At 71.9% G+C, this 20,200-nt stretch carries 18 protein-coding genes and 1 pseudogene; 9 read left to right on the top strand and 10 right to left on the bottom strand.

All coding sequences use genetic code 11. The features are described from left to right. Positions 1-23 precede the first annotated feature (23 nt). Entirely contained in the window at positions 24-953 is a 930-nt protein-coding gene (locus tag A6A27_RS02335; RefSeq protein WP_073832633.1) for a sporulation protein, read from the top strand. A 90-nt stretch (positions 954-1,043) separates the two neighbouring features. Here the strand turns inward: A6A27_RS02335 and leuE are convergent, their stop codons facing one another. After that, positions 1,044-1,712: a leucine efflux protein LeuE gene (gene leuE, locus A6A27_RS02340; protein ID WP_073832634.1), complete on the bottom strand. Its 669-nt coding sequence runs from the start codon at positions 1,710-1,712 to the stop codon at positions 1,044-1,046. Continuing rightward, positions 1,709-2,953, bottom strand: a complete 1,245-nt coding sequence (locus A6A27_RS02345) for a bifunctional pyridoxamine 5'-phosphate oxidase family protein/GNAT family N-acetyltransferase (RefSeq protein WP_073832635.1) — start codon at positions 2,951-2,953, stop codon at positions 1,709-1,711. Before A6A27_RS02345 ends, leuE begins: the two co-directional genes overlap by 4 nt. Positions 2,954-2,992: 39 nt before the next feature. On the opposite strand from A6A27_RS02345, the gene A6A27_RS02350 reads away from it, so the two are divergent. Continuing rightward, the gene (locus A6A27_RS02350) at positions 2,993-4,333 is read left to right on the top strand and encodes an aminotransferase class I/II-fold pyridoxal phosphate-dependent enzyme (RefSeq protein ID WP_073832636.1); all 1,341 of its coding nucleotides are present in this window, start codon (positions 2,993-2,995) and stop codon (positions 4,331-4,333) included. Between the two features lie 251 nt (positions 4,334-4,584). Continuing rightward, a complete protein-coding gene (locus A6A27_RS02355; protein WP_073832637.1) occupies positions 4,585-5,283 on the top strand; it encodes a UdgX family uracil-DNA binding protein in 699 nt (232 codons plus the stop codon). A gap of 63 nt (positions 5,284-5,346) precedes the next feature. On the opposite strand, the gene A6A27_RS02360 is transcribed toward A6A27_RS02355, so the two are convergent. Genes A6A27_RS02360 through A6A27_RS02380 form a run of 5 tightly spaced genes read right to left on the bottom strand, consistent with a single transcriptional unit; the run spans position 5,347 to position 10,101 of the window. Next, positions 5,347-6,000 carry a 4a-hydroxytetrahydrobiopterin dehydratase gene (locus A6A27_RS02360; RefSeq protein ID WP_073832638.1) on the bottom strand — a complete coding sequence of 218 codons (654 nt, stop codon included), beginning with the start codon at positions 5,998-6,000 and terminating at the stop codon, positions 5,347-5,349. Between the two features lie 47 nt (positions 6,001-6,047). Next, a complete protein-coding gene (locus tag A6A27_RS02365) occupies positions 6,048-6,860 on the bottom strand; it encodes an ABC transporter permease (RefSeq protein ID WP_073832639.1) in 813 nt (270 codons plus the stop codon). Beyond that, positions 6,857-7,765, bottom strand: a complete 909-nt coding sequence (locus A6A27_RS02370) for an ABC transporter permease (protein ID WP_073832725.1) — start codon at positions 7,763-7,765, stop codon at positions 6,857-6,859. Before A6A27_RS02370 ends, A6A27_RS02365 begins: the two co-directional genes overlap by 4 nt. A 13-nt stretch (positions 7,766-7,778) precedes the next feature. Continuing rightward, positions 7,779-8,978: an ABC transporter substrate-binding protein gene (locus A6A27_RS02375; RefSeq protein ID WP_073832640.1), complete on the bottom strand. Its 1,200-nt coding sequence runs from the start codon at positions 8,976-8,978 to the stop codon at positions 7,779-7,781. After that, entirely contained in the window at positions 8,965-10,101 is a 1,137-nt protein-coding gene (locus tag A6A27_RS02380; RefSeq protein WP_073832641.1) for an ABC transporter ATP-binding protein, read from the bottom strand. The genes A6A27_RS02375 and A6A27_RS02380 overlap by 14 nt, the downstream gene beginning before the upstream one ends. A gap of 166 nt (positions 10,102-10,267) precedes the next feature. Between A6A27_RS02380 and A6A27_RS02385 the strand changes: the two genes are divergently transcribed. From A6A27_RS02385 to rny, 6 genes and pseudogenes are all read left to right on the top strand, one after another. Next, positions 10,268-11,410: an acyl-CoA dehydrogenase family protein gene (locus A6A27_RS02385; protein ID WP_073832726.1), complete on the top strand. Its 1,143-nt coding sequence runs from the start codon at positions 10,268-10,270 to the stop codon at positions 11,408-11,410. A gap of 70 nt (positions 11,411-11,480) precedes the next feature. Then, positions 11,481-12,825, top strand: a pseudogene (locus A6A27_RS02390) (MFS transporter). After that, a complete protein-coding gene (locus tag A6A27_RS02395; protein ID WP_073832642.1) occupies positions 12,816-13,016 on the top strand; it encodes a DUF3046 domain-containing protein in 201 nt (66 codons plus the stop codon). Before A6A27_RS02390 ends, A6A27_RS02395 begins: the two are co-directional and overlap by 10 nt. A gap of 185 nt (positions 13,017-13,201) precedes the next feature. Beyond that, entirely contained in the window at positions 13,202-14,248 is a 1,047-nt protein-coding gene (gene recA, locus A6A27_RS02400; RefSeq protein ID WP_073832643.1) for a recombinase RecA, read from the top strand. Between the two features lie 8 nt (positions 14,249-14,256). Next, positions 14,257-14,943, top strand: a complete 687-nt coding sequence (locus tag A6A27_RS02405; protein WP_073832644.1) for a regulatory protein RecX — start codon at positions 14,257-14,259, stop codon at positions 14,941-14,943. Between the two features lie 773 nt (positions 14,944-15,716). After that, positions 15,717-17,483, top strand: a complete 1,767-nt coding sequence (gene rny / locus A6A27_RS02410; RefSeq protein WP_073832645.1) for a ribonuclease Y — start codon at positions 15,717-15,719, stop codon at positions 17,481-17,483. Between the two features lie 62 nt (positions 17,484-17,545). On the opposite strand, the gene A6A27_RS02415 is transcribed toward rny, so the two are convergent. From A6A27_RS02415 to A6A27_RS02425, 3 genes are read right to left on the bottom strand one after another with little or no spacing between them, the layout of a single operon-like run. Next, positions 17,546-18,520, bottom strand: coding sequence for an amino acid ABC transporter permease (locus tag A6A27_RS02415; protein ID WP_073832646.1), 975 nt, complete (start codon positions 18,518-18,520; stop codon positions 17,546-17,548). Next, complete coding sequence (locus tag A6A27_RS02420; RefSeq protein WP_073832647.1) at positions 18,517-19,224, bottom strand: amino acid ABC transporter permease; 708 nt, start codon at positions 19,222-19,224, stop codon at positions 18,517-18,519. The genes A6A27_RS02415 and A6A27_RS02420 overlap by 4 nt, the downstream gene beginning before the upstream one ends. A gap of 41 nt (positions 19,225-19,265) precedes the next feature. Beyond that, entirely contained in the window at positions 19,266-20,144 is an 879-nt protein-coding gene (locus tag A6A27_RS02425; RefSeq protein ID WP_073832648.1) for a glutamate ABC transporter substrate-binding protein, read from the bottom strand. Positions 20,145-20,200 lie beyond the last annotated feature (56 nt).

Genomic DNA, 20,200 nt, shown 5'->3' on the forward strand with positions numbered 1-20,200 from the left:
CGGCGAGCGGGAATGCCGGTGGCATGCGGCTGACCGGGCTGTCGTCGGAGTCCGTCTGGACCGGGCTCTCGGTGAGCACCACCGTGACCAACGCCAGCACCCGACCGGGCCTGCGGCTGCCCGGCCGGGTGACGCTCACCGCCGGGGTCGAGGACGTGCCGGTCCGGCACATCCGGCTCGGACTGGCCGCCCAGCTCGAGCCGGAGGATCCGGACGCGCCGCGCCGGTTGGTGCAGTACCACCAGGTGCCGGTCGCCGGCCGGTTCGTGGTGCCGGCCGGGCGCCGGCGGGCGGTCGACTTCGCCTTCCCGCTGCCCTGGGAGACCCCGGTGAACATGTTCGGCGGGGTACCGCTGATGAGCCTGCGCCACGGGCTGCGTACCGAGGTGTCGGTCGATCCGGACCTAGATCAGGGCGCGATGGTGCCGATCTTCATCCACCCGCTCCCCGCCCAGCAGGGCGTCCTCGCCGCGCTGGACACCCTCGGCTTCGTGATGCGGCAGGCGGGCCTCCAGCACGGCCGGCTGCCCGGCGTGGAGCAGACGCTGCCGTTCTACGAGCAGCTCGGCTACTGGGTGGCGCCGCTGTACGCCGGCCCGATCACCGAGCTGGAGGTGATCTTCGTGACCAACTCGGCAGGGCTGGAGGTGCTGCTCTGGATGGACCGACGGCTCTCCCTGGCCGGAGTCACCCACCAGAGCATCAGCCGGTTCCGGGTCTGGCACGCCGGGGCCGGGCAGCGGGACTGGGTGTCCACCGTGGACGGCTGGCTGCGGCACGCGATCGACCGGCATGCGGCAGCCGCCGCGCACGCCGACTGGTCCGCCATGATCCGGGAGTCGGCGCACGTCAGCCGCCACCCGGACGAGCCCGTCCAGCCGGGCTTCGGCCTCCAGGGCACCGCTGGCGGGGGTGGCGGCATCGGGGGCGGCGGCGGTGGCGACGGCACCTGACCCGCCCCCGTGTCGGGCCGGTGCCGCCGCGCGTCCACACGTCAACCGGGGACCCCTGCTACACCCCAGGCGTTGACCGGGGCCCGTTCCTTACATCGACGCGGTGGCGAGCTTGATGCTGAAGCCGAGGAAGAGGGCGGCCACGGCGGTGGTGCCGCCGGCGGCCAGGCGCTGGCGACGGCGGAACTGGGCGGCCAGGAAGGTGCCCGCGAAGATCAGCGCGGTCAGGTAGAGCGCGCTGGTCACCTGGGCGATCAACCCGAGCAGCACGAACGACAGCGCCGGCCAGGCGTACCCGGGGTCGACGAACTGGATGAAGAACGAGATGAAGAAGAGGATCGCCTTCGGGTTGAGCAGGCTGATCACCAGCGCCTTCCGGAACGGACTGCGCATCGCGGCCGGCTCCGCCGCGTCGATCAGGCGCGGCGTCGCCGGGTTGTTGCGGTCGCGCCAGCGCCGCCAGGCGCCGCGCAGCATGGTCAGGCCCACGTAACCCAGGTACGCGGCGCCGGCGTACTTGACCACCAGGAAGAGCGGCGGGTACGCCTTGAGCAGCGACGCCACCCCGGCGGCGGAGAGGAACATCAGCACCGAGTCGCCGACGAACACCCCGCCGGCGGCCCGGTAGCCGGCCCGTACTCCGCGCTTGGCGGCGGTGGAGAGCACGAAGAGCGAGTTCGGCCCGGGGAGCAGCACGATGGCCACGGTCCCCAGCACGTACGTCCAGATGTCGGTGATGCCCAGCACGCCGGACATCATGACGCCACCGAGGCCGCCGGGCGAAGCCTTTCCCGCAGCGTGACCTGTGCGTTGGGCCACTCGGTGGCGAGCATGGAGTAGAGCGCGGAGTCCCGCCAGGTGCCGTCGGCGCGGCGGCGGTTGGATCGCAGCGTCCCCTCCCGGGTGGCGCCGAGCCGCTCGATGGCCCGCTGCGAGCGCTCGTTGAGGGTGCTGGTCTGCCAGGTGACCCGGATCGCGTCCAGCTCCTCGAAGGCCCGGGTGAGCAGCAGCAGCTTCGCCTCGGTGTTGATCCCGGTGCGCCACCACGCCCGTCCGAGCTGGGTGAAGCCGATCTCCAGGGTCCGTAGGTCCGGGTCGGGCTGGTAGTACGAGGTGGTGCCGACGGCCGCGCCGGTGGCGGCGCACCGCTGCACCCAGGGCGTCCGGACTCCCCGCAGGTTCGCGTCCAGCGCGGCGCGGATCTGGCCGGCCGTCTCGGCCGCGTTCCGCGGCCGGGGGCTGCCGACGTACCGCCAGACCTCCGGGTCGTCGAGGGTGGCGTACAGCTCCTCGGCGTGGGACAGGTCGAGCGGTTCCAGCACCACGTGCTCGCCGCGCAGCACGACGGGCTCCAGCCAGGCCGACCGGGCGGGCCGCAGGTACGCCGGCACCGGCGCGGCCACCCCGGCGGCCGGCTCGGGCACGCCGGCGGTCAGCCGCAGCGGCAGCACCCCCGCCCAGTACGGCAGGTCGAGGTCGGCCGGGTCGTCGTTGGCTCCGGCGGCCCGGGCGCGGACCGACACCTCGCGCAGCGGCAGGGCCAGCACGGCCGTCTCGGCCAGTTCGCGCCGGCTCGGCGGGCGGCTGTCGGTGCTGCGTCCGGCCGCCACCTTCTCCACCAGCGCGGTGAGCACCTCGGCCTTCTCCCGCTCGTCGGTCACCGGGCGGGCGGTGCCATGGACGACGACCGACCGGTAGTTGGCGCTGTGGTTGAACTGGGACCGGGCGTAGACCAGCCCGTCGAGCAGGGTCACCGCGACGCAGACCGGCAGCCCGTCGCCCCGGGCGGCGAGCAGCGGCCGGCTCCCGGTGGAGCCGTGCAGGTAGAGGGTGTCGCCGATGCGGACGTGCAGGGTGGGCAGCACGCGCGGCTCGCCGTCCACGGTGAACCCCAGGGCGCAGTGGTACGCCTCGTCCAGTACGGCGTGCGCGGCGGCCTCGTCGTAGCTCATCCGGTCCCGCATGCGGGTGGCCGTGGTCCGTTCGGTCCGGGGGTACATGCGGCAGTCCCACCTTTGTTCTAGTACAATCTTCGAACTGTGGCAGCACATTATCAGATCGTCGGCTCGTCGTCGGCGGCCATTTCGGCGAGCGTGGAAAGCGGCATCCGCAGCGGCGGCCTCGCCCCGGGCGTCACCCTGCCGGCCGTCCGTGCCCTGGCCACCGAGCTGGCGGTCAGCCCGGCCACCGTGGCCAAGGCGTACCAGGAGCTGCGCCAGCGGGGCCTGGTGGTCACCGCCGGCCGGCACGGCACCCGGGTCCGGCCCCGCCCACCCGTCGCCACCCGCCGCGCCGCCCTGATGCCGGCCCCGCTGCCCGGTGCCCGCAACCTCTCCGCCGGCCAGCCCGACAGCCGGCTGCTGCCGCCGCTCGGCCCGCACCTGGCCGCGCTCGCCACCGAGCTCGGCCCGCCCGGCGGGTACGCGATCACCGCCGTCCTGCCCGAGCTGGCCGCCGCGGCCCGGGAGCGGCTCGCCGCCGACGGCGTACCGGCCGAGGAGATCACCGTGACCGGGGGCGCGCTGGACGGCATCGAGCGCCTGCTCGCCGCCCACCTGCGTCCCGGCGACGCGGTCGCGGTCGAGGACCCGGGCTGGGCCAACCTGCTCGACCTGCTCGCCGCGCTCGGGCTACGCGTCATCGGGGTGCCCGTCGACGACGACGGCCCCACCGAGCCGGGCGTCCGGGCCGCCCTCACCGCCGGGGCCCGCGCGCTGATCGTGACCAGCCGCGCCCAGAACCCGACCGGCGCCGCCGTCTCCGCCGACCGCGCTGCGGCCCTGCGTACGCTGCTCGCCGGCCGCGCCGACCTGCTGCTGATCGAGGACGACCACGCCGCCGAGCTGGCCCGCGTTCCCCTGCACCCGCTCGCCGGCGCGACCCCGGCGTGGGCCTTCGTCCGGTCGGTGAGCAAGCCCTACGGTCCGGACCTGCGACTCGCGGTGCTCGCCGGCGACGAGGCCACCGTGGCCCGGGTGGCCGGCCGCGCCCGGGTGGGCGCCGGCTGGGTCTCCACCGTGCTGCAACGCCTGGTCCTGGCGCTCTGGCACGACCCTGGTACGGCGGACCTGGTGCGGCGGGCGGGGGAGAGCTACGAGCGGCGGCGGGACGGGCTGGTCGACGCGCTGGCCGCCCGGGGGCTGGCCGCCCACGGGCGCACCGGGATCAACGTCTGGGTGCCCGTGCCCGACGAGACCGTGGTGGTCACCGCGCTGCGCGACGCCGGCTGGTCGGTCGCCCCCGGCGCGCTGAACCGGATCGCCGCCGCCCCCGGCGTCCGGATCACGGTCAGCCCGCTCGACGAGGCCGACCTCGCGCCCCTGGCCGAGGCGGTGGCGCGAGCGGTGCGTCCCGTCGGGCCGGCCCCGTTCACCGCGTGATCCCGGCCGGGCCGCGCACCCGGCACGCCCGGCGGCATGGCCCGGTCGGCGGCGGGTAAGACCGGCCGGGAGGTGGGTGACCGTGGCGAACAGGTCCCGGAAGGGCATCTGGATCGGGGTGGCGGTGGTGGTGATCATCCTGGTGATCATCGCGATCGCGCTGGCCTCGCGCGGTGGCGGCGGCGGGGGCGGTGGTTACTGATGTGGGCGGCACCCGGCGTCGATGACGAAACCGGTATATAAAGTCGGGCATGGCCGAGACCGAGAGCGCGCCCGGAGCGCAGGAGTTCATCCCGCCGCAGGCGGACACGATCGACCAGCTGCGCGCCGCCGCGGCCGGCTGCCAGGGCTGCGAGCTCTACCGGAACGCGTCCCAGACGGTGTTCGGCCGGGGTGACGAGAGTGCCCGGGTGGTCTTCGTCGGCGAGCAGCCCGGCGACATGGAGGACCAGAAGGGCCTGCCGTTCGTCGGCCCTGCCGGGCGGGTGCTGCGCCGCGCCGTGGACGACGCCGGCATCGACCCCGGCCACATCTACCTGACCAACGCGGTGAAGCACTTCCGGTTCGAGTTGCGCGGGAAGCGGCGGATCCACCAGACGCCGGACCGGGTGCACATCACCGCCTGCCGGCCCTGGCTGGTCGCCGAGTTCGCCCGGCTCCGCCCGGAGGTCGTCGTGGTGCTCGGCGCCACCGCCGCCAAGGCGCTGCTCGGGCCGGCGTTCCGGGTGACGAAGCAGCGCGGGGAACTACTGCCCTGGCCGGACGCCGCGCAGCGCCCGCAGGACTTCAAGCGGGTGCCGGTGGACCAGGCCGGCAAGGTGGCCGACGCCCCAGAGGCCCAGTTGCTGGCCACCATCCACCCGTCCGCCGTGCTGCGCGCGGACAACCAGGACGTGGCGTACGAGGGCCTGGTCGCGGACCTGACGGTGGCCGCCCGCGCCCTGGCGTGAGAGGAGGCCCCTTCTCAACGCCTCCGGTGAGAAGGGTTCTGTCTCACCCGTCGGCACGTCCGGTCAGTCGCGTTCCTGCCAGGTGCAGAGGCAGACGCTGTTGCCGTCCGGGTCGGCGAGCACCCAGAACCGTGGCGCGTTCTCGTCGCTGACGAGCGTGCCGCCGGCGGCCAGCGCGGCCTCGATGCGCGGTGGCACCTCCGCCGGGTCCACCCACACGTCGGGGTGCCAGCGCTGCCGGGGTTCCGCACTGCCGGACTCCTGGAACCACACGGTGGGCAGCGTGCCGGCCAGGTCGCGCAGCTCGTCGCCGAGGCCCGGCCCGGAGCGGTGCGCCACGGCCAGCACCGCCTGCCAGAACGGCAGCACGGCGGCGAAGTCCGGGGTGTCCAGGGCGAGTTCGAGCCGGGCGACGCTGGTGTGACCCAGCGTCACCCCGGCATCGGCGGCGATCGTGGCGATGGCCCGGGCCAGCCGGACGTCCCGGGCGGTCACCCCGCCCACGTCGTGGGACCAGAGCCGCACGTCGACGTGCGTGTAGCGGAGGTCGAGGTCGGGGTGGTGGTCCATCCGCTCGGCCTCCGCGCCGATGGCGTCGACGACCGCCAGCCCGGTGGCGAAGTTCCCCGTGGCGATCCGGGTCTGCAGACCGCCGAGCAGGTACGTCCACCCGTCCAGTCCCTCGTCGGCGATTTGCCGGCCGGTGAGCGTGGTCATCCCGCCATCCTGACCCACCGGTCGGGCCCGGAAAAGACCACGGCGGGTCAGAGGCGGCCGCCGCTGGCCGTGTCCGAGATCCGCTGGGCGAGGTAGATGGGCACCACCGAGGCGACGATGAGCACGGCGGCCACCACGTTGATGACCGGCGCCTGGTTCGGCCGGAACAGGTTGCTGAAAATCCAGATCGGCAGTGTCTGCACGCCCGGGCCGGCGGTGAACGTGGTGACGATGATCTCGTCGAAGGAGAGCCCGAACGCCAGCAGCGCACTGGCCAGCAGCGCCGAGCGCAGCACCGGGAAGGTGACGTACCGGAAGGTCTGCCAGCCGTCGGCCCCCAGGTCGGCCGACGCCTCCTGGAGGTTGCCGCCCAGCCGGCCCAACCGGGCCAGCACGTTGTTGTAGACCACCACGACACAGAAGGTGGCGTGCCCGACGATCACCGAGAAGAGGCCCTTGCCGATGCCCAGCGGCGCCAGCACCGAACGGAACGCGGTGTCCAGGGCGATGCCGGTGACGATGCCGGGCAGCGCGATCGGCAGCACGACCAGCAGCGACACCGTCCCGCGGCCGAAGAACCGGTAGCGCTGCACGGCGAACGCGACCAGCGAGCCGAGCAGCAGCGCGATTGCGGTGGCGCCCAGCCCCGCCTTGACCGACGTCCACAGCGCCTCCCGCGCGCCCGCGTTGTCCCAGGCGCGCACCCACCACTCCGTCGTCCACCGGACCGGTGGCCAGGCGAAGGTGCGGTCGGCGTTGAACGAGTTGCCCAGCACGATGGCCAGCGGCAGGTAGATGAAGGCCAGGCCGAGCGCCATCGCGCCGCGCAGCAGCCAACGCGCCGACCGGGAGAGCGTCACAACTCCTCCAGAGCCCCGGAGCGCCGCACGGCGACCAGGTAGACGACCATGATCAGGACCGGGATGGTGGCCAGCGCGGCCGCGAACGGCAGGTTGTTGGCCGCCCCGATGTTCGCGTAGACCAGGTTGCCGATGAGCTGGGTCTTGCCGCCGACGATCTGGACGGTGATGTAGTCGCCCAGCGAGAGCGAGAAGGTGAAGATCGAACCGGCGATCAACGACGGGACGATGACCGGCAGCACCACCTTTCGGAACGTCCGGCCCGCCCGCGCCCCGAGGTCCGCCGACGCCTCCAGCAGCGAATCGGGCAGGCGCTCCAGGCCCGCGTAGACGGGCAGGATCATGTACGGCAACCACAGGTAGGCCAGCACCAGCACGGTGGCGGTCAGCCCGTAACCCGGGCCGCTGCCGGGTCCCCCGAGCAGCCAGTCCACCGGCCCGCCGTTGGCCAGCAGCACCCGCCAGGCGTACGCCTTGACCAGATAGCTGGCCCAGAGCGGGGTGAGGATGGCGACCACCAGCCAGCGCCGGTACCGGGGGCGGGCGACCTTCGCCATGTAGAAGGCCATCGGCAGCGCGATGAGCGTGTCGATCACGGTTACCGCCGCGGCCACCCCGACGCTGCGCAGCGCGACTGTCCGGTACACCTCGTCGGCGGCGATGGTGCGGAAGTTGACCAGAGTCGGCTGCCGGACCACCTCCCCGGTGAAGCCGTTGACGGTCCACAGGGCCGAGACGAACAGCACGGCCAGCGCGCCCAGGTATGCGACCACCAGCCAGAACAGCGGCGCGGCCAGCAGGGCGGCGAGCCGGACCCCGGCGTGGCGGTGCAGCCAGGCGGAGAGCCGGCGGACCGGTCCGCGGGCGGTGTCCGCTCCAGCGGCGTCCGCGGACCGGCCGAGCATCGAGGTGGCCACCTCAGCCCTTGACGGTGGTCCAGGCCTGGGTCCAGGCCGCGTAGTCCTTGCAGGTCACGTTCTTGCGCCCGTCGAGGCACTGGGCCACCGGCGTGCTCCAGAACCAGACCTTCTCGAAGTACGCCTCGTCCTCGGCATGGAACGTCCCGCAGTGGTTCTTGTCGGCCGTCTGGGCGCAGGCGAGCCGGTTGGCCGGCGCCTCACCGAACCACTCCGCCACCGCGGCGTTGGCCTTCGGGGAGATGATGTGGTCCATCCACCGGTACGCGCAGTTCGGGTGCTTCGACTTCGCCGAGATCATCCAGGTGTCGGACCAGCCGGTCGCCCCCTCCTCGGGCAGGATCGCCTCGACCGGCGCCTTGTCGGCCTGCGCCAGGTTGGCGATCACCTGCCAGGTGGTGCCCAGCACGGAGTTGCCGGTCTTGAAGGCCTGCACCTCCTTGGTGTAGTCCGACCAGTACTCGCCGATCGTCTCGTTCTGCTTCTTCAGCAGGTCCACGGCCGCGGTGAACTGCTTGTCGTCCAGCGCGTACGGGTTCTTGATGCCCAGGTCCGGCTGGTGCTTCATCAGGTAGAGCGCCGCGTCGGCGAGGTAGATCGGCGAGTCGTACGCGGTGATCTTGCCCTTGTACGGCGAGTTGGCGTCGAACACCGCGCCCCACGACGTTGGGGCCGGCTTGACCACGTCCGTGCGGTACATCAGCAGGTTGGCGCCGCGCCCGTGCGGGATGCCGTAGGCCACCCCGTCCACGGAGTTCCACTGCTTCAGCTTGAGCCCGTCGAAAACGTCCTTGTAGTTGGTGACCAGGTCGGTGTTGACCGGCGCGACGTCCCCGCCGTAGATCAGCCGGAGCGAGGCGTCACCTGAGGCGGAGACCACGTCATACTCGCCGGTCTTCATCAGGGTCACCATCTCGTCGGAGGTGCCGGCGACCTTGACGTTGACCTGGCAGCCGGTCTGCTTCTCGAAGTCGGTGACCCAGTCCACCTTCGGATCGGTGGAGCCGTCCTCCACATAGCCGGCCCAGGCGACGATGTTGACCTCGCCCTCGCCCGCGCCGAGGCTGCTCAGCTTGGGCACGGAGGGGGGCTTGATGCCGCCGGGACCGGATCCGCCGGCGTCCGTTCCGCCGTCGCCGCAGCCGGTCAGGGCGAGCAAGCCGACCGCGGCGAGCGCGGTCAGAGTTCTACCGGTACGCATGTGCGCTCTCCTTCTCGCGGGGGGTCGGCACCACGGGGTCGGGCACGGCCACAGCGTGCTCGGCGCGCCAGGCTAGGCGCACCGGGGTGCCGCGCAGTGCCGCCACGTCGGCCGAGGAGGTGGTCAGGTTCTGCTGCGTCACGACCAGCCGGGCGCCGGCGTCGAGGTCGACGACGAACCGGATGGTCGCCCCGGCGTAGACGACCTCGGCGATCCGTCCGGTGGCCGAGGCCTCCTCCGCACTCGCGGGCGGCAACTCCAGCTCGGGCGCGTTTGTCGCCGCGCCGCGACCTGGAGCCGTCGGCGGGCCCACGAGCCGGATCTTCTCCGGGCGGACCGAGAAGGTGCCCTCCCGGCCGAGGATGGCTCGTGCCGCGTCGCCGCTGAGCAGGTTGGACGTGCCGACGAAGCCGGCGACAAACGGGCTGGCGGGCCGCTCGTAGACCTCGGCGGGGCTGCCCACCTGGGCGATCCGACCGTTCTCGAAGACCGCCACCCGGTCGCTCATGGTGAGCGCCTCCTCCTGGTCGTGGGTGACGAAGACGAAGGTGATGCCGACCTCCCGCTGCAGCGCCTTCAACTCGACCTGCATCTGCTCGCGCAGCTTCAGGTCCAGCGCGCCGAGCGGTTCGTCGAGCAGGAGCACCTTCGGGCGGATGACCAGGGCACGGGCCAGGGCGACCCGTTGCCGCTGCCCGCCGGAGAGCGCGGCCGGCCGCCGATCATCCAGCCCGTCCAGCCGTACGCTGCGCAGCGCCTCCTCCGCCCGCGCGCGCCGCTCAGCGCGGCCCACCTTCCGTACCCGCAGGCCGTACTCGACGTTCTGCCGCACGGTGAGGTGCGGGAACAGCGCGTAGTCCTGGAAGACGGTGTTGACGTCCCGCTCGAACGGGGCGAGCCGGGTGACGTCGCGCCCACCGAGCAGGACCGTCCCAGCGGTCGGCGGCTCGAACCCGGCGATCATGCGGAGCACCGTGGTTTTGCCCGAGCCGGACGGCCCGAGCATGGCGAAGAACTCACCGTCGGCGATCTCCAGATCGACGCCGGCCACCGCCTCCACCGCGCCGAACGATTTGCGCAGGCCGCGAAGAGCGACCGCGGGGGTGGCGGGCCCGGCTGACATGGGCGCTCCTCAGTCCTACGGTTAGCGTTGCGCGAGCGGACCAAGGTCCACGGAAATCGTTTCGTGAGAATAAGGCTGCGACGGATAGCGTCGTCAAGACCTTGCGGGCGCTTCGCGGGGTTGCCGGCCCTTCCCGCCCGCCCGGGTGGCGGGCAGACTCATCGCCATGGAGCAGCATCTCTACGAGCCCGTGCACGAGGAGTTCCGCGACCTGTGCCGCGAGTTCCTCGCCCGGGAAGCCCTGCCCTACCACGAGCGCTGGGAGGCCGACGGGATCGTGGACCGGGAGGTGTGGCGCAAGGCCGGCGCGGCCGGGCTGCTCGGCATGGACGTTGACGAGGCGCACGGTGGCGGCGGGCAGCACGACTTCCGGTTCAACGCGGTCCTCGACGAGGAGATCGTCGCGGCCGGCTGTTCCGGCCTCGGGTTCGGCCTGCACAACGACGTGGTGGCCCCGTACCTCACCGAGCTGACCACCGCCGACCAGCGCAAGCTCTGGCTGCCGGGCTTCTGCTCCGGCGACCTGGTCACCGCGATCGCGATGAGCGAGCCGGGGGCGGGTTCCGACCTGGCGGGCATCCGCACCGGCGCGGTCCGCGACGGCGACACGTACGTCCTCAACGGCCAGAAGACGTTCATCACCAACGGGGAGCTGGCCGACCTCGTGGTGGTGGTCGCCAAGACGGCGCCCGACCAGGGCGCGCACGGCGTGAGCCTGATCGCGGTGGAGACCGGCACGCCCGGGTTCAGCCGGGGCCGGCGGCTGGCCAAGGTGGGCCTGAAGGCCAACGACACTGCGGAACTGTTCTTCGATGACTGCCGGGTGCCGGTGGAGAACCTGATCGGCACCGAGAACCACGGCTTCTACCACCTGATGGCCAACCTGCCCCGGGAGCGGCTGAGCATCGCCGTGGCGGCGGTGGCGGCGGCGGAGAAACTGCTCGCGCTCACCCTCGACTACGCCCGCTCACGGGAGGCGTTCGGCCGGCCGATCGGGAAGTTTCAGCACAACCGGTTCCTCCTGGCCGAGCTGGACACCGAGGTCACCATCGCGCGGACCTTCGTCAACCACTGCGTCGCCGAGTTCAACGCCGGCCGGCTCTCGGTGACCGACGCGGCGAAGGCCAAGTGGTGGACCACCGAGCTGCAGAACCGGGTGGCCGACCGCTGCCTGCAGCTGCACGGCGGCTACGGCTTCATGCTGGAGTACCCGGTGGCCAAGGCCTGGCTGGACGGCCGGGTGCAGACCATCTACGGCGGCACCACCGAGATCATGAAGGAGATCATCGGCCGGGGTCTCGGCCTCTAACAGAAACCGGGTGCCGGCGGCCTGGTCGGGTGCGGGAGGATAGGTCACCCCTTACCAAGGAGCGCTCCGCATGGCCACCGATCTGACCGCCCTGGCACCGACCCGGTCCGACGTCGCCCCGATCCAGCGTCGGACGCTGCGGCTGCTCTTCGTCACCCAGATCATCGGCGGGATCGGCGTCGCCATCGTCTTCGCCGTGGGTACGCTGCTCGCCGCCCGGATCGCCGGCACCGCCGTGGCCGGCCTGGCACAGAGCGCCGCCGTGGTCGGCGGGGCGCTGCTCGCCGTCCCGGTCACCCGGATCATGACCGGTCACGGCCGTCGGCCGGGCCTGGTGGTGGCGTACCTGGTCGGGGCCGCTGGGGGCGTACTGGTGGTGCTCGCCGCGGTCATCCGTCAGGTGCCGTTGCTCTTTCTCGGCATGCTGCTCTTCGGCGGCGGAACCGCGGCGAACCTCCAGGCCCGCTACACGGCGATGGACCTGGCCGAACCGGCCCGCCGGGGGCGCCAGCTCTCGGTGGTCGTCTGGGCCACCACGATCGGCGCGGTGGCCGCGCCGAACTTCGCCGCGCTCGCCGACCACGCCACCAGCGGCTGGGGGTTGCCGCCGCTGGCCGGCCCGTTCGCCTTCAGCGCCGCCGCGTTCGTGGTGGCCGCGGTCGTCCTGCTGATCCTGCTGCGGCCCGACCCGCTGCTCACCGCGCGCCGGCTGGCGGCGGCCGACGCCCCGGCGGTCGAGCCGGTCGCGGCTCCGGCCGGCCCCGCGCCGGTCAAGGTCGCCGCGCGGCGCGACGCAGGGATGCGCGTGGCCTGGCGGGTGGTACGCGAGCGGCCCGCCGCCCGGCTCGGCATCGCCGCGGTGGCGATGGGGCACCTGGTGATGGTCGCGGTGATGTCGATGACCCCGGTTCGGCTCGGCGAGTTCCACGACGACGCCGACGTGCTGCGGGTGGTCGGCATCGTGCTGAGCCTGCACATCGCCGGCATGTACGCGCTGTCCCCGGTGGTCGGCTGGCTCACCGACCGGCTCGGCCGGCGCGCGGTGATCCTCGGCGGGGTCGGGGTGCTGCTCGCCGCCTGCGCGGTCGCCGGCACGGCCGGACACCACACGCCGGAACTCTCGCTCGGTCTGGCGCTGCTCGGACTGGGTTGGTCGGGCACCATGGTTGCCGGCTCCACCCTGCTGTCCGAGTCGGTGCCCACGGACGTGCGGCCGAGCGTTCAGGGGTTGTCGGACCTGACCATGGGGTTGGCCGGGGCGGGCGCTGCGGCGCTGAGTGGTTTTGTCGTGCGGGTGGCCGGTTATCCGACCCTCACCCTGCTCGCGGCGATCGCGGTGGTGCCCCTGGTGGCGCTAGCGTTGCGTCCGGTGCCAGCGGGGGCGCCCGACAAGGAGGAGTGACACGTGCGGCTGACCGACTTCTGGGCGCGGCTGGAGGAGGCGTTCGGGCCGGGCTACGCGGCCAGCATCGCCAGCGACCAGGTGTTGTCCCAGCTCGGCGGGCGGACCATCGAGCAGGCCCTCGCCGCGGGTGAGGAGACGCACGTGGTGTGGCGGGCGGTGGTCGCCGCCTATCCCGACCGGGTCCCCGCGCGACTACGCTGAGCAGCCTTTTTCTCGAGTCCGCGTGTCGCTTGCCGAGTCGTACACCTGTTCGGCTATTGTCCACAGCGGGGTGCTCGTCCACAGCTCGCGGCCCGTCGGCTGGTTTTCTGTCGGACCCAGCGCCTAGCGTGTCCCGCGTGACGCGAAGCTCAGGTAAGACGCCGGCGAAGGCAGGGGTGGCAACGATGGCGGCAGGGCCGGACCGGGAGAAGGCACTCGACCTTGCTCTCGCTCAGATCGACAAGCAGTTCGGCAAGGGTTCGGTGATGCGGCTGGGGGAGCGGCCGGTCGTGCAGACCGCCGTGATCCCGACCAGCTCCATCGCGCTCGACGTCGCGCTCGGCGTGGGCGGTCTGCCCCGTGGCCGGGTCATCGAGATCTACGGCCCGGAGTCCAGCGGTAAGACCACGGTCGCCCTGCACGCGGTGGCCAACGCCCAGCGGGCGGGCGGCATCGCCGCCTTCATCGACGCCGAGCACGCGCTCGACCCGGAGTACGCGAAGGCCCTCGGCGTCGACACCGACGCCCTGCTGGTCTCCCAGCCGGACACCGGCGAGCAGGCGCTGGAGATCGCGGACATGCTGGTCCGCTCCGGCGCGCTCGACATCATCGTGATCGACTCGGTCGCCGCCCTGGTGCCGCGCGCCGAGATCGAGGGCGAGATGGGCGACAGCCACGTGGGTCTCCAGGCCCGGCTGATGAGCCAGGCGCTGCGCAAGATCACCGGTGTGCTCAACAACACCGGCACCACGGCGATCTTCATCAACCAGCTGCGCGAGAAGATCGGCGTGATGTTCGGCAGCCCGGAGACCACTACCGGTGGTCGGGCGCTGAAGTTCTACGCCTCGGTCCGGCTCGACGTGCGCCGCATCGAGAGCCTCAAGGACGGCACCGACGTGGTCGGCAACCGCACCCGGGTCAAGGTCGTGAAGAACAAGGTCGCCGCGCCGTTCAAGCAGGCCGAGTTCGACATCATGTACGGCAAGGGCATCTCCCGCGAGGGGTCGCTGATCGACGTCGGCGTGGAGCAGGCGATCATCCGCAAGTCCGGCGCCTGGTACACCTACGACGGGGACCAGCTCGGCCAGGGCAAGGAGAAGGCCCGCGAGTTCCTCCGCGAGAACCCGGATGTGGCCGCCGAGATCGAGAAGAAGATCCTGGAGAAGCTCGGCGTCGGGGTCGGCGTGGGCGACGCCGCCGGTGGCCCGGAGCTGCCGCCGGTCGACTTCTGACCTGACCCGTGGCAGGACGACGCGCCCGTACGGGGCGGGGCTGGGACGCCAGCCCGCCCCGCACGGGTGACGCCACCACACCCCGCCCTCGCCGGGGCCGCGCCGAGGAGACCGATCCGGAGGCCGCGCCGGCCCCGCCCCGCGACGAGGCCGAAGCAGCCCGGGAGATCTGCCTGCGGCAGCTCGCGGTCCGGCCGCGTACCCGGGCCGAGCTGGCCGGCGCCCTCGCGAAGCGGGGCATCTCCGAGGAGGTCGCCGCCCAGGTCCTCGACCGGTACGACGAGGTGGGCATCATCGACGACGCCGCCTTCGCCCGCGCCTGGGTCACCAGCCGGCATACCGGCCGTGGGCTGGCGCGGCGGGCGCTCGCCAACGAGCTGCGCCAGCGCGGCGTCGACGGCGAGGTGGCCAGCGAGGCGCTGGGCGAGCTGGACGAGGAGACCGAGGCGGAGACCGCCCGGGCCCTGGTCGAGCGGAAGCTGCGGACCGCCCGGGGCGAGCCGGACGCGGTGTTCCGCCGCCTCGTGGGCATGCTGGCCCGCAAGGGGTACCCGCCGGGCGTGGCGATCCGGGCGGTGAAGGAGGCCCTGGCCGCGCAGAGCGCCGAGGCCGCCGAGTTCGCCGAGCACATCGACGCCGACGCGCTCGCGGACGCCGAGCACGAACTCGACCGGGACACCCGCACCCTCGACTGACCGATCAGCGAAGTCCGGTGCGAGCCGGCGCCCTCGGGCCGCGGGTCGTCAAGGTCCGCACGACTTCTCCGAAAGTGTGGCCTTCCGCCGCCGCAAGACCACTCTTTCGGAGAAGTTGTGGCCTGCCCTCGCGACCACGCCGAGTGGCGCGCGGTGCGAGCGGAGGGTGGGTGGGATCTGCCTCGTGAGGGCCCCTGAGCAGGTCGGGAGGGTGATCGGCGAGCTTGCCCGGCGTGGGTTTTGTCCGGCGGTGTCCGGCATCTGATCAGCGCTGGGTGATGCCGCAACTTCTCTCCGTCCGGGTGGTTTGATCATGAGTTCTTGACCGAACGGCCTCCGGAGACCTAGCCTCGCCATACAGGCTCACATTGCCCGACCAGCGCAGGCTAAGCGCACAACATAGAACGCGTAACAGAACCGCATCACTTTGGGCCAGCTTCACCGGCCTTTGACGGCAGCACCGGACGGTCGGTCCGGTGCCACCGACAACTGCAACCGGCCGCCGGCGATGCTCTCCACGGGCACCGTCGACGGAAAGCTACCCACGGCCAGCCGCTCCGGTCGGGCGTCCAGAGCCGCAGGCGTGTGCCGTCGGCGCGCGGGCTGCGGCGCCGACGTTCAGGGGAGGCGGCCATGGTGGGGCGGGACAGGTTCACCGGTGATCCTCCGTGGGCCCTCGGCGGGCCGTCCGCCGGCGCCCGGGCCCGTGCCGGCCGCCGCAGCCTGATCGCCGGTGCGACCGGGACCGGCCGGGCCGGACTGGGCGGAGCGGCATGAGCGCGTTCGAGGCCGTCATCCTCGTGCTGGTGCTGCTGCTCGCCGCGGTGGTGGTCGGTGCGGTCCTGCTCGGCGCGCGTACCCTGCGTCGGCTCAGTGTCACGCCCACCCCGGAGGACCCGGCCTTCATCGCCGAGAAGGATCGCCAGGAGCAGTCGCTGGCTGCCCTGCGCAGCGCCGCCGACGAGGCGAACAGCACCGCCGATGTGGCGAAGTCGGCCGCTGCGGCGGCCCGGGCCGAGGCGGCCGCCGCGAAGGCCGAGGCGAAGGCGGCTCGGGCCGAGGCCCGGCGGGTCCTGGACGATGCCCGCGCCGAGGCCGACACGGTGCTGGAGCGGGCGCACAAGCAGGCCGAGGCGGACGCCGAGCAGCTCCGCACCGCCGCCCGGCGCAGCGGCGAGCGGGAGGTGGCGGTGCTCGCCGCGACCACCCGCGAGCAGGCGGCCGAGGTCGAGCGCCGGGCCACCCGGATGGACGAGCGGGAGCGGCTGCACACCGAGGAGGTGGAGCGGCTCGCCGAGCGGGAACGGCAGCTCACGGCCGCCAGCGCTGCCCTGGCCGCCCGGGAGGCCGCGCTGGCCGAGCGGGAGCAGGCCCTCACCGAGGTGGAGGAGCAGCGCCGCCGCGAACTGGAGCGGGTCGCCGGGCTGACCGCCGAGGCGGCCCGGGTCGAGCTGGTCGAGTCGATCGAGAGCCAGGCCAAGCGGGAGGCCGCCCTGTTGGTCCGGGACATCGAGTCGGACGCCCGCAGCACCGCCGAGCAGCGGGCCCGGCACATCGTCGTGGACGCCATCCAGCGGGTCGCCAGCGAGCAGACCGCGGAGAGCGTGGTGAGTGTCCTACACCTGCCGGGCGACGAGATGAAGGGGCGGATCATCGGCCGAGAGGGGCGCAACATCCGCGCCTTCGAATCGGTCACCGGGGTCAACCTGATCATCGACGACACCCCCGAGGCGGTGCTGCTCTCCTGCTTCGACCCGGTACGCCGGGAGGTCGGCCGGCTCACCCTCGAGAAGCTGGTGCTGGACGGCCGGATCCACCCGCACCGGATCGAGGAGGTCTACGACCAGGCCCGGCACGAGGTGGAGGAGCTCTGCCACCGGGCCGCCGAGGACGCCCTGGTCGAGGTCGGCATCACCGAGATCCACCCGGAGCTGGTCACCCTGCTGGGCCGGCTGCGCTACCGGACGTCGTACGGGCAGAACGTGCTCAAGCACCTGGTGGAGACCGCGCACATCGCCGGGACCATGGCCGCCGAGCTGCGGCTGGACGTGCCGACGATCAAGCGCTGCGCGTTCCTGCACGACATCGGCAAGGCGCTCACCCACGAGGTGGAGGGGAGCCACGCCATCATCGGCGCGGACCTGGCCCGCAAGTACGGCGAGAGCGAGGACGTGGTGCACGCCATCGAGGCGCACCACAACGAGGTGCCGCCGCAGACCATCGAGGCGGTCCTCACCCAGGCCTCCGATGCCTGCTCCGGTGGCCGGCCGGGGGCGCGGCGGGAGAGCCTGGAGGCGTACGTCAAGCGGCTGGAGCGGATCGAGGAGATCGCGGCCGGCAAGCTCGGCGTGGAGAAGGTCTTCGCCATGCAGGCGGGCCGGGAGATCCGGGTGATGGTCAAGCCGGAGGACGTCGACGACATCGGCGCGGCGGTGCTGGCCCGGGATGTGGCCAAGCAGATCGAGGAGGAGCTGACCTATCCGGGCCAGATCCGGGTGACGGTGGTCCGCGAGTCCCGGGTCACCGAGATCGCCCGCTGACCGCAGAGATGCAGAAGGGCCGGCCCGGGAAACCGGGCCGGCCCTTCGCCGTACGGGTCGGATCAGATGACGCCTCCGCCGGCACCCTCGGCCTGCGACGTGAGCGCCACGGGCGGCGGGTTCTGCGCCGGCGTGCCGGCGGTCTTGCGGCCGCGGGAGAGGCGGTGCTGGACGTACTGGGCCAGCTTCGACAGCGAGTAGTTGACCGCGATGAAGAGCACGGCGATCACGACGTAGACCTGGATCGGGTTGCCCAGCACGCCGATGATCTGCTTGCCGATGTTGAGCGTCTCCTCGTAGCTGATGATGAAGCCGAGCGAGGTGTCCTTGAGTACCACGACGAGCTGGCTGATCAGCGCCGGGAGCATGATCCGGAACGCCTGCGGCAGCAGGATCATCCGGGTGGTCTGCAACGGGGAGAGGCCGATCGCGGCGGCGGCCTCCGCCTGGCCGCCCGGCAGCCCCTCCATGCCGGAGCGGATGATCTCGGCGATCACCACCGAGTTGTAGATGGTCAGACCGATGACCAGGTACCAGAGGTTGTCCCACGAGATGCCGAACTCGGGGAAGCCGCGTGCCACGAAGAAGATCGTGATGACGACGGGCAGCCCCCGGAACACCTCGACGCAGACCCGGGTCACCGCCGACAGCAGCACGTTCAGCCCGCGCAGCAGGTACGCCACCGGTGTGGCCAGCCCGGTGTAGCGCCGTCGGGCCAGGCTCTTGAGCTGGATCCGCAGCACGGCGATCAGGGTCCCCACGACCAGCGAGGACACGATGGCCAGGGCGGCGGCGATCAGCGTGTTCTTCAGGCCGAGCCCGATCCGGTCCCAGACCTGGGAGAAGTTCTCGTTGCCGGGGTCGACCAGCGGGCCCCACAGCTCCATCGAGAACTGGCCCTTGTCGGACAGCGGCCGGTAGATCAGGAAGTACGCCCCGACGAGCACCACGACGGTGGCGACCAGGCTGCTGATCAGGGTGATCCGTCGTTGCCGGGGGCCGGGGACGTCGTACAGGACGCTGTTCTGCTGACTCATCGGGCCACCGCCTGTCGCTTCTCGATCCGGTCGAGCAGGGCACCGAGCGGCACCGTCATGATCAGGTAGCCGATGGAGATGCCGATGGCGACCGGGATGAAGGCGTAGCCCTCGGCCGAGGTGAGCTGGTCGGCGGTCTGGGACAGGTCACCGACCACGCCGAAGAAGCCCACCAGCGCGGAGTTCTTGATCATCGCGATGATCACCGAACCGAGCGGCACCACCGACGCCTTCCAGGACTGCGGCAGGACCACGTAGCGCAGGTTCTGGCCGAAGGTGAGACCGAGTGAGCGGGCAGCCTCGGCCTGACCGGCCGGCACCGCGTTCACCCCGGACCGCAGCGCCTCGCAGACGAACGCCGCGGTGTAGAGCACCAGAGCGATCAGCGCGAAGCGGAAGTACGGCAGGTCGGTGCTGAGCCGCCTGAAGACCACGTCCAGGCCGGGGATCCGCAGGAAGTCCGCGTTGGAGCCCAGCGCCGGCAGGCCGAAGGCGGCGAAGAACATCACCACGGTCAGCGGCATGTTCCGGAAGATGTTCACGTAGGCGGTGCCGACGGCGCGGAGCGGCGGCACCGGGGAGATCCGGAGCACCGCCACGACGGCGCCCAGGATCAGGGCGCCGATCGCGGCGAGTACGCAGATCTGGAGGGTGAGCCAGAAACCACCCGCAAACACGTCGAACTTGTCGATGAGCACACTCACGGGTCGGTGTTCCTTCCCACCCTCCAGATCGAACGATCAGCTCAGTAGCGGTTGATGGTCGGGGCCGTGCCCAGCTGCGCGCCGAACTTGCCGGCGGTGTCGTCCCAGGCCTTCTTCCAACGGCCGTCCTGCATGGCCTTCTCCAGGACGTCGTTGATGAAGTTCCGGAAGTCGGTGTCCTCCTTCTTCACGCCGATGCCGTACGGCTCCTTGGTGAAGTTCTCGCCGGCGAGCTTGAAGGAGGCCTCGTCCTTGGCGACGTAGCCGAGCAGGATCACGTTGTCCGTGGTCACCGCGTCCACCTGGCCGCCCTTGAGGGCGTCGCGGCACTTGTCGTAGGTGTCGAAGAGCACCAGCTGGGTGGCCACGTCCTTGACGTGCTTCTTGATCTCCTCAGCCGGGGTGGAGCCGGTGACCGAGCAGACCTTCTTGGTGCCGTCCTGGAACGAGTCCGGCCCGGTGATCGTGGTGTCGTCCTTCTTCACCAGGATGTTCTGGCCGGCCTCGTAGTACGGCCCGGCGAAGGCGATGCGCTCCTTGCGCTTGTCGTTGATCGTGTAGGTCGCGGCGACCAGGTCGACGCTGCCATCGACGATCTTGTCCTCACGGACCTTCGACGGCGTCTCGACGTACTCGATCTTGTCCTCGGGGATGCCGAGTTCCTTGACGATGATCTTCGCGACCTCGACGTCGAAGCCCTCCGGCTTGCCCGACAGGCCCTTCAGGCCGAAGCCCGGCTGGTCGAACTTGGTGCCGACCTTGATCTTCTGGGCCTTGCTCAGCCGCTCCATGGTGCTGCCGGCGGCGAACGACTTGCTGCCCGAGCCGGTGCCCTCGTCGCCCTTGTTGTCACCGCAGGCGGTCATCCCGAGCGCCAGGGCGGCCGCGGCGGCGACCGCCGCCATACGCTTCATGCGCATACTCATCTCCTTTTCGACAGAAGCCGCCGGGGGACGGCGCGCTCCACTACGAATGC

The sequence above is a fragment of the Micromonospora sp. CB01531 genome (assembly GCF_001905095.1).
GTDB lineage: Bacteria > Actinomycetota > Actinomycetes > Mycobacteriales > Micromonosporaceae > Micromonospora.

Bases quoted from the DNA above. Each gene is read 5' to 3' on its own strand.
- A6A27_RS02335 (WP_073832633.1), top strand. From the start codon at position 24: ATGCGGCTGACCGGGCTGTCGTCGGAGTCCGTCTGGACCGGGCTCTCG.
- leuE (WP_073832634.1), bottom strand. From the start codon at position 1,712: ATGATGTCCGGCGTGCTGGGCATCACCGACATCTGGACGTACGTGCTG.
- A6A27_RS02345 (WP_073832635.1), bottom strand. From the start codon at position 2,953: ATGTACCCCCGGACCGAACGGACCACGGCCACCCGCATGCGGGACCGG.
- A6A27_RS02355 (WP_073832637.1), top strand. From the start codon at position 4,585: ATGGCCGAGACCGAGAGCGCGCCCGGAGCGCAGGAGTTCATCCCGCCG.
- A6A27_RS02360 (WP_073832638.1), bottom strand. From the start codon at position 6,000: ATGACCACGCTCACCGGCCGGCAAATCGCCGACGAGGGACTGGACGGG.
- A6A27_RS02370 (WP_073832725.1), bottom strand. From the start codon at position 7,765: ATGCTCGGCCGGTCCGCGGACGCCGCTGGAGCGGACACCGCCCGCGGA.
- A6A27_RS02375 (WP_073832640.1), bottom strand. From the start codon at position 8,978: ATGCGTACCGGTAGAACTCTGACCGCGCTCGCCGCGGTCGGCTTGCTC.
- A6A27_RS02380 (WP_073832641.1), bottom strand. From the start codon at position 10,101: ATGTCAGCCGGGCCCGCCACCCCCGCGGTCGCTCTTCGCGGCCTGCGC.
- A6A27_RS02385 (WP_073832726.1), top strand. From the start codon at position 10,268: ATGGAGCAGCATCTCTACGAGCCCGTGCACGAGGAGTTCCGCGACCTG.
- recA (WP_073832643.1), top strand. From the start codon at position 13,202: ATGGCGGCAGGGCCGGACCGGGAGAAGGCACTCGACCTTGCTCTCGCT.
- rny (WP_073832645.1), top strand. From the start codon at position 15,717: ATGAGCGCGTTCGAGGCCGTCATCCTCGTGCTGGTGCTGCTGCTCGCC.
- A6A27_RS02415 (WP_073832646.1), bottom strand. From the start codon at position 18,520: ATGAGTCAGCAGAACAGCGTCCTGTACGACGTCCCCGGCCCCCGGCAA.
- A6A27_RS02425 (WP_073832648.1), bottom strand. From the start codon at position 20,144: ATGCGCATGAAGCGTATGGCGGCGGTCGCCGCCGCGGCCGCCCTGGCG.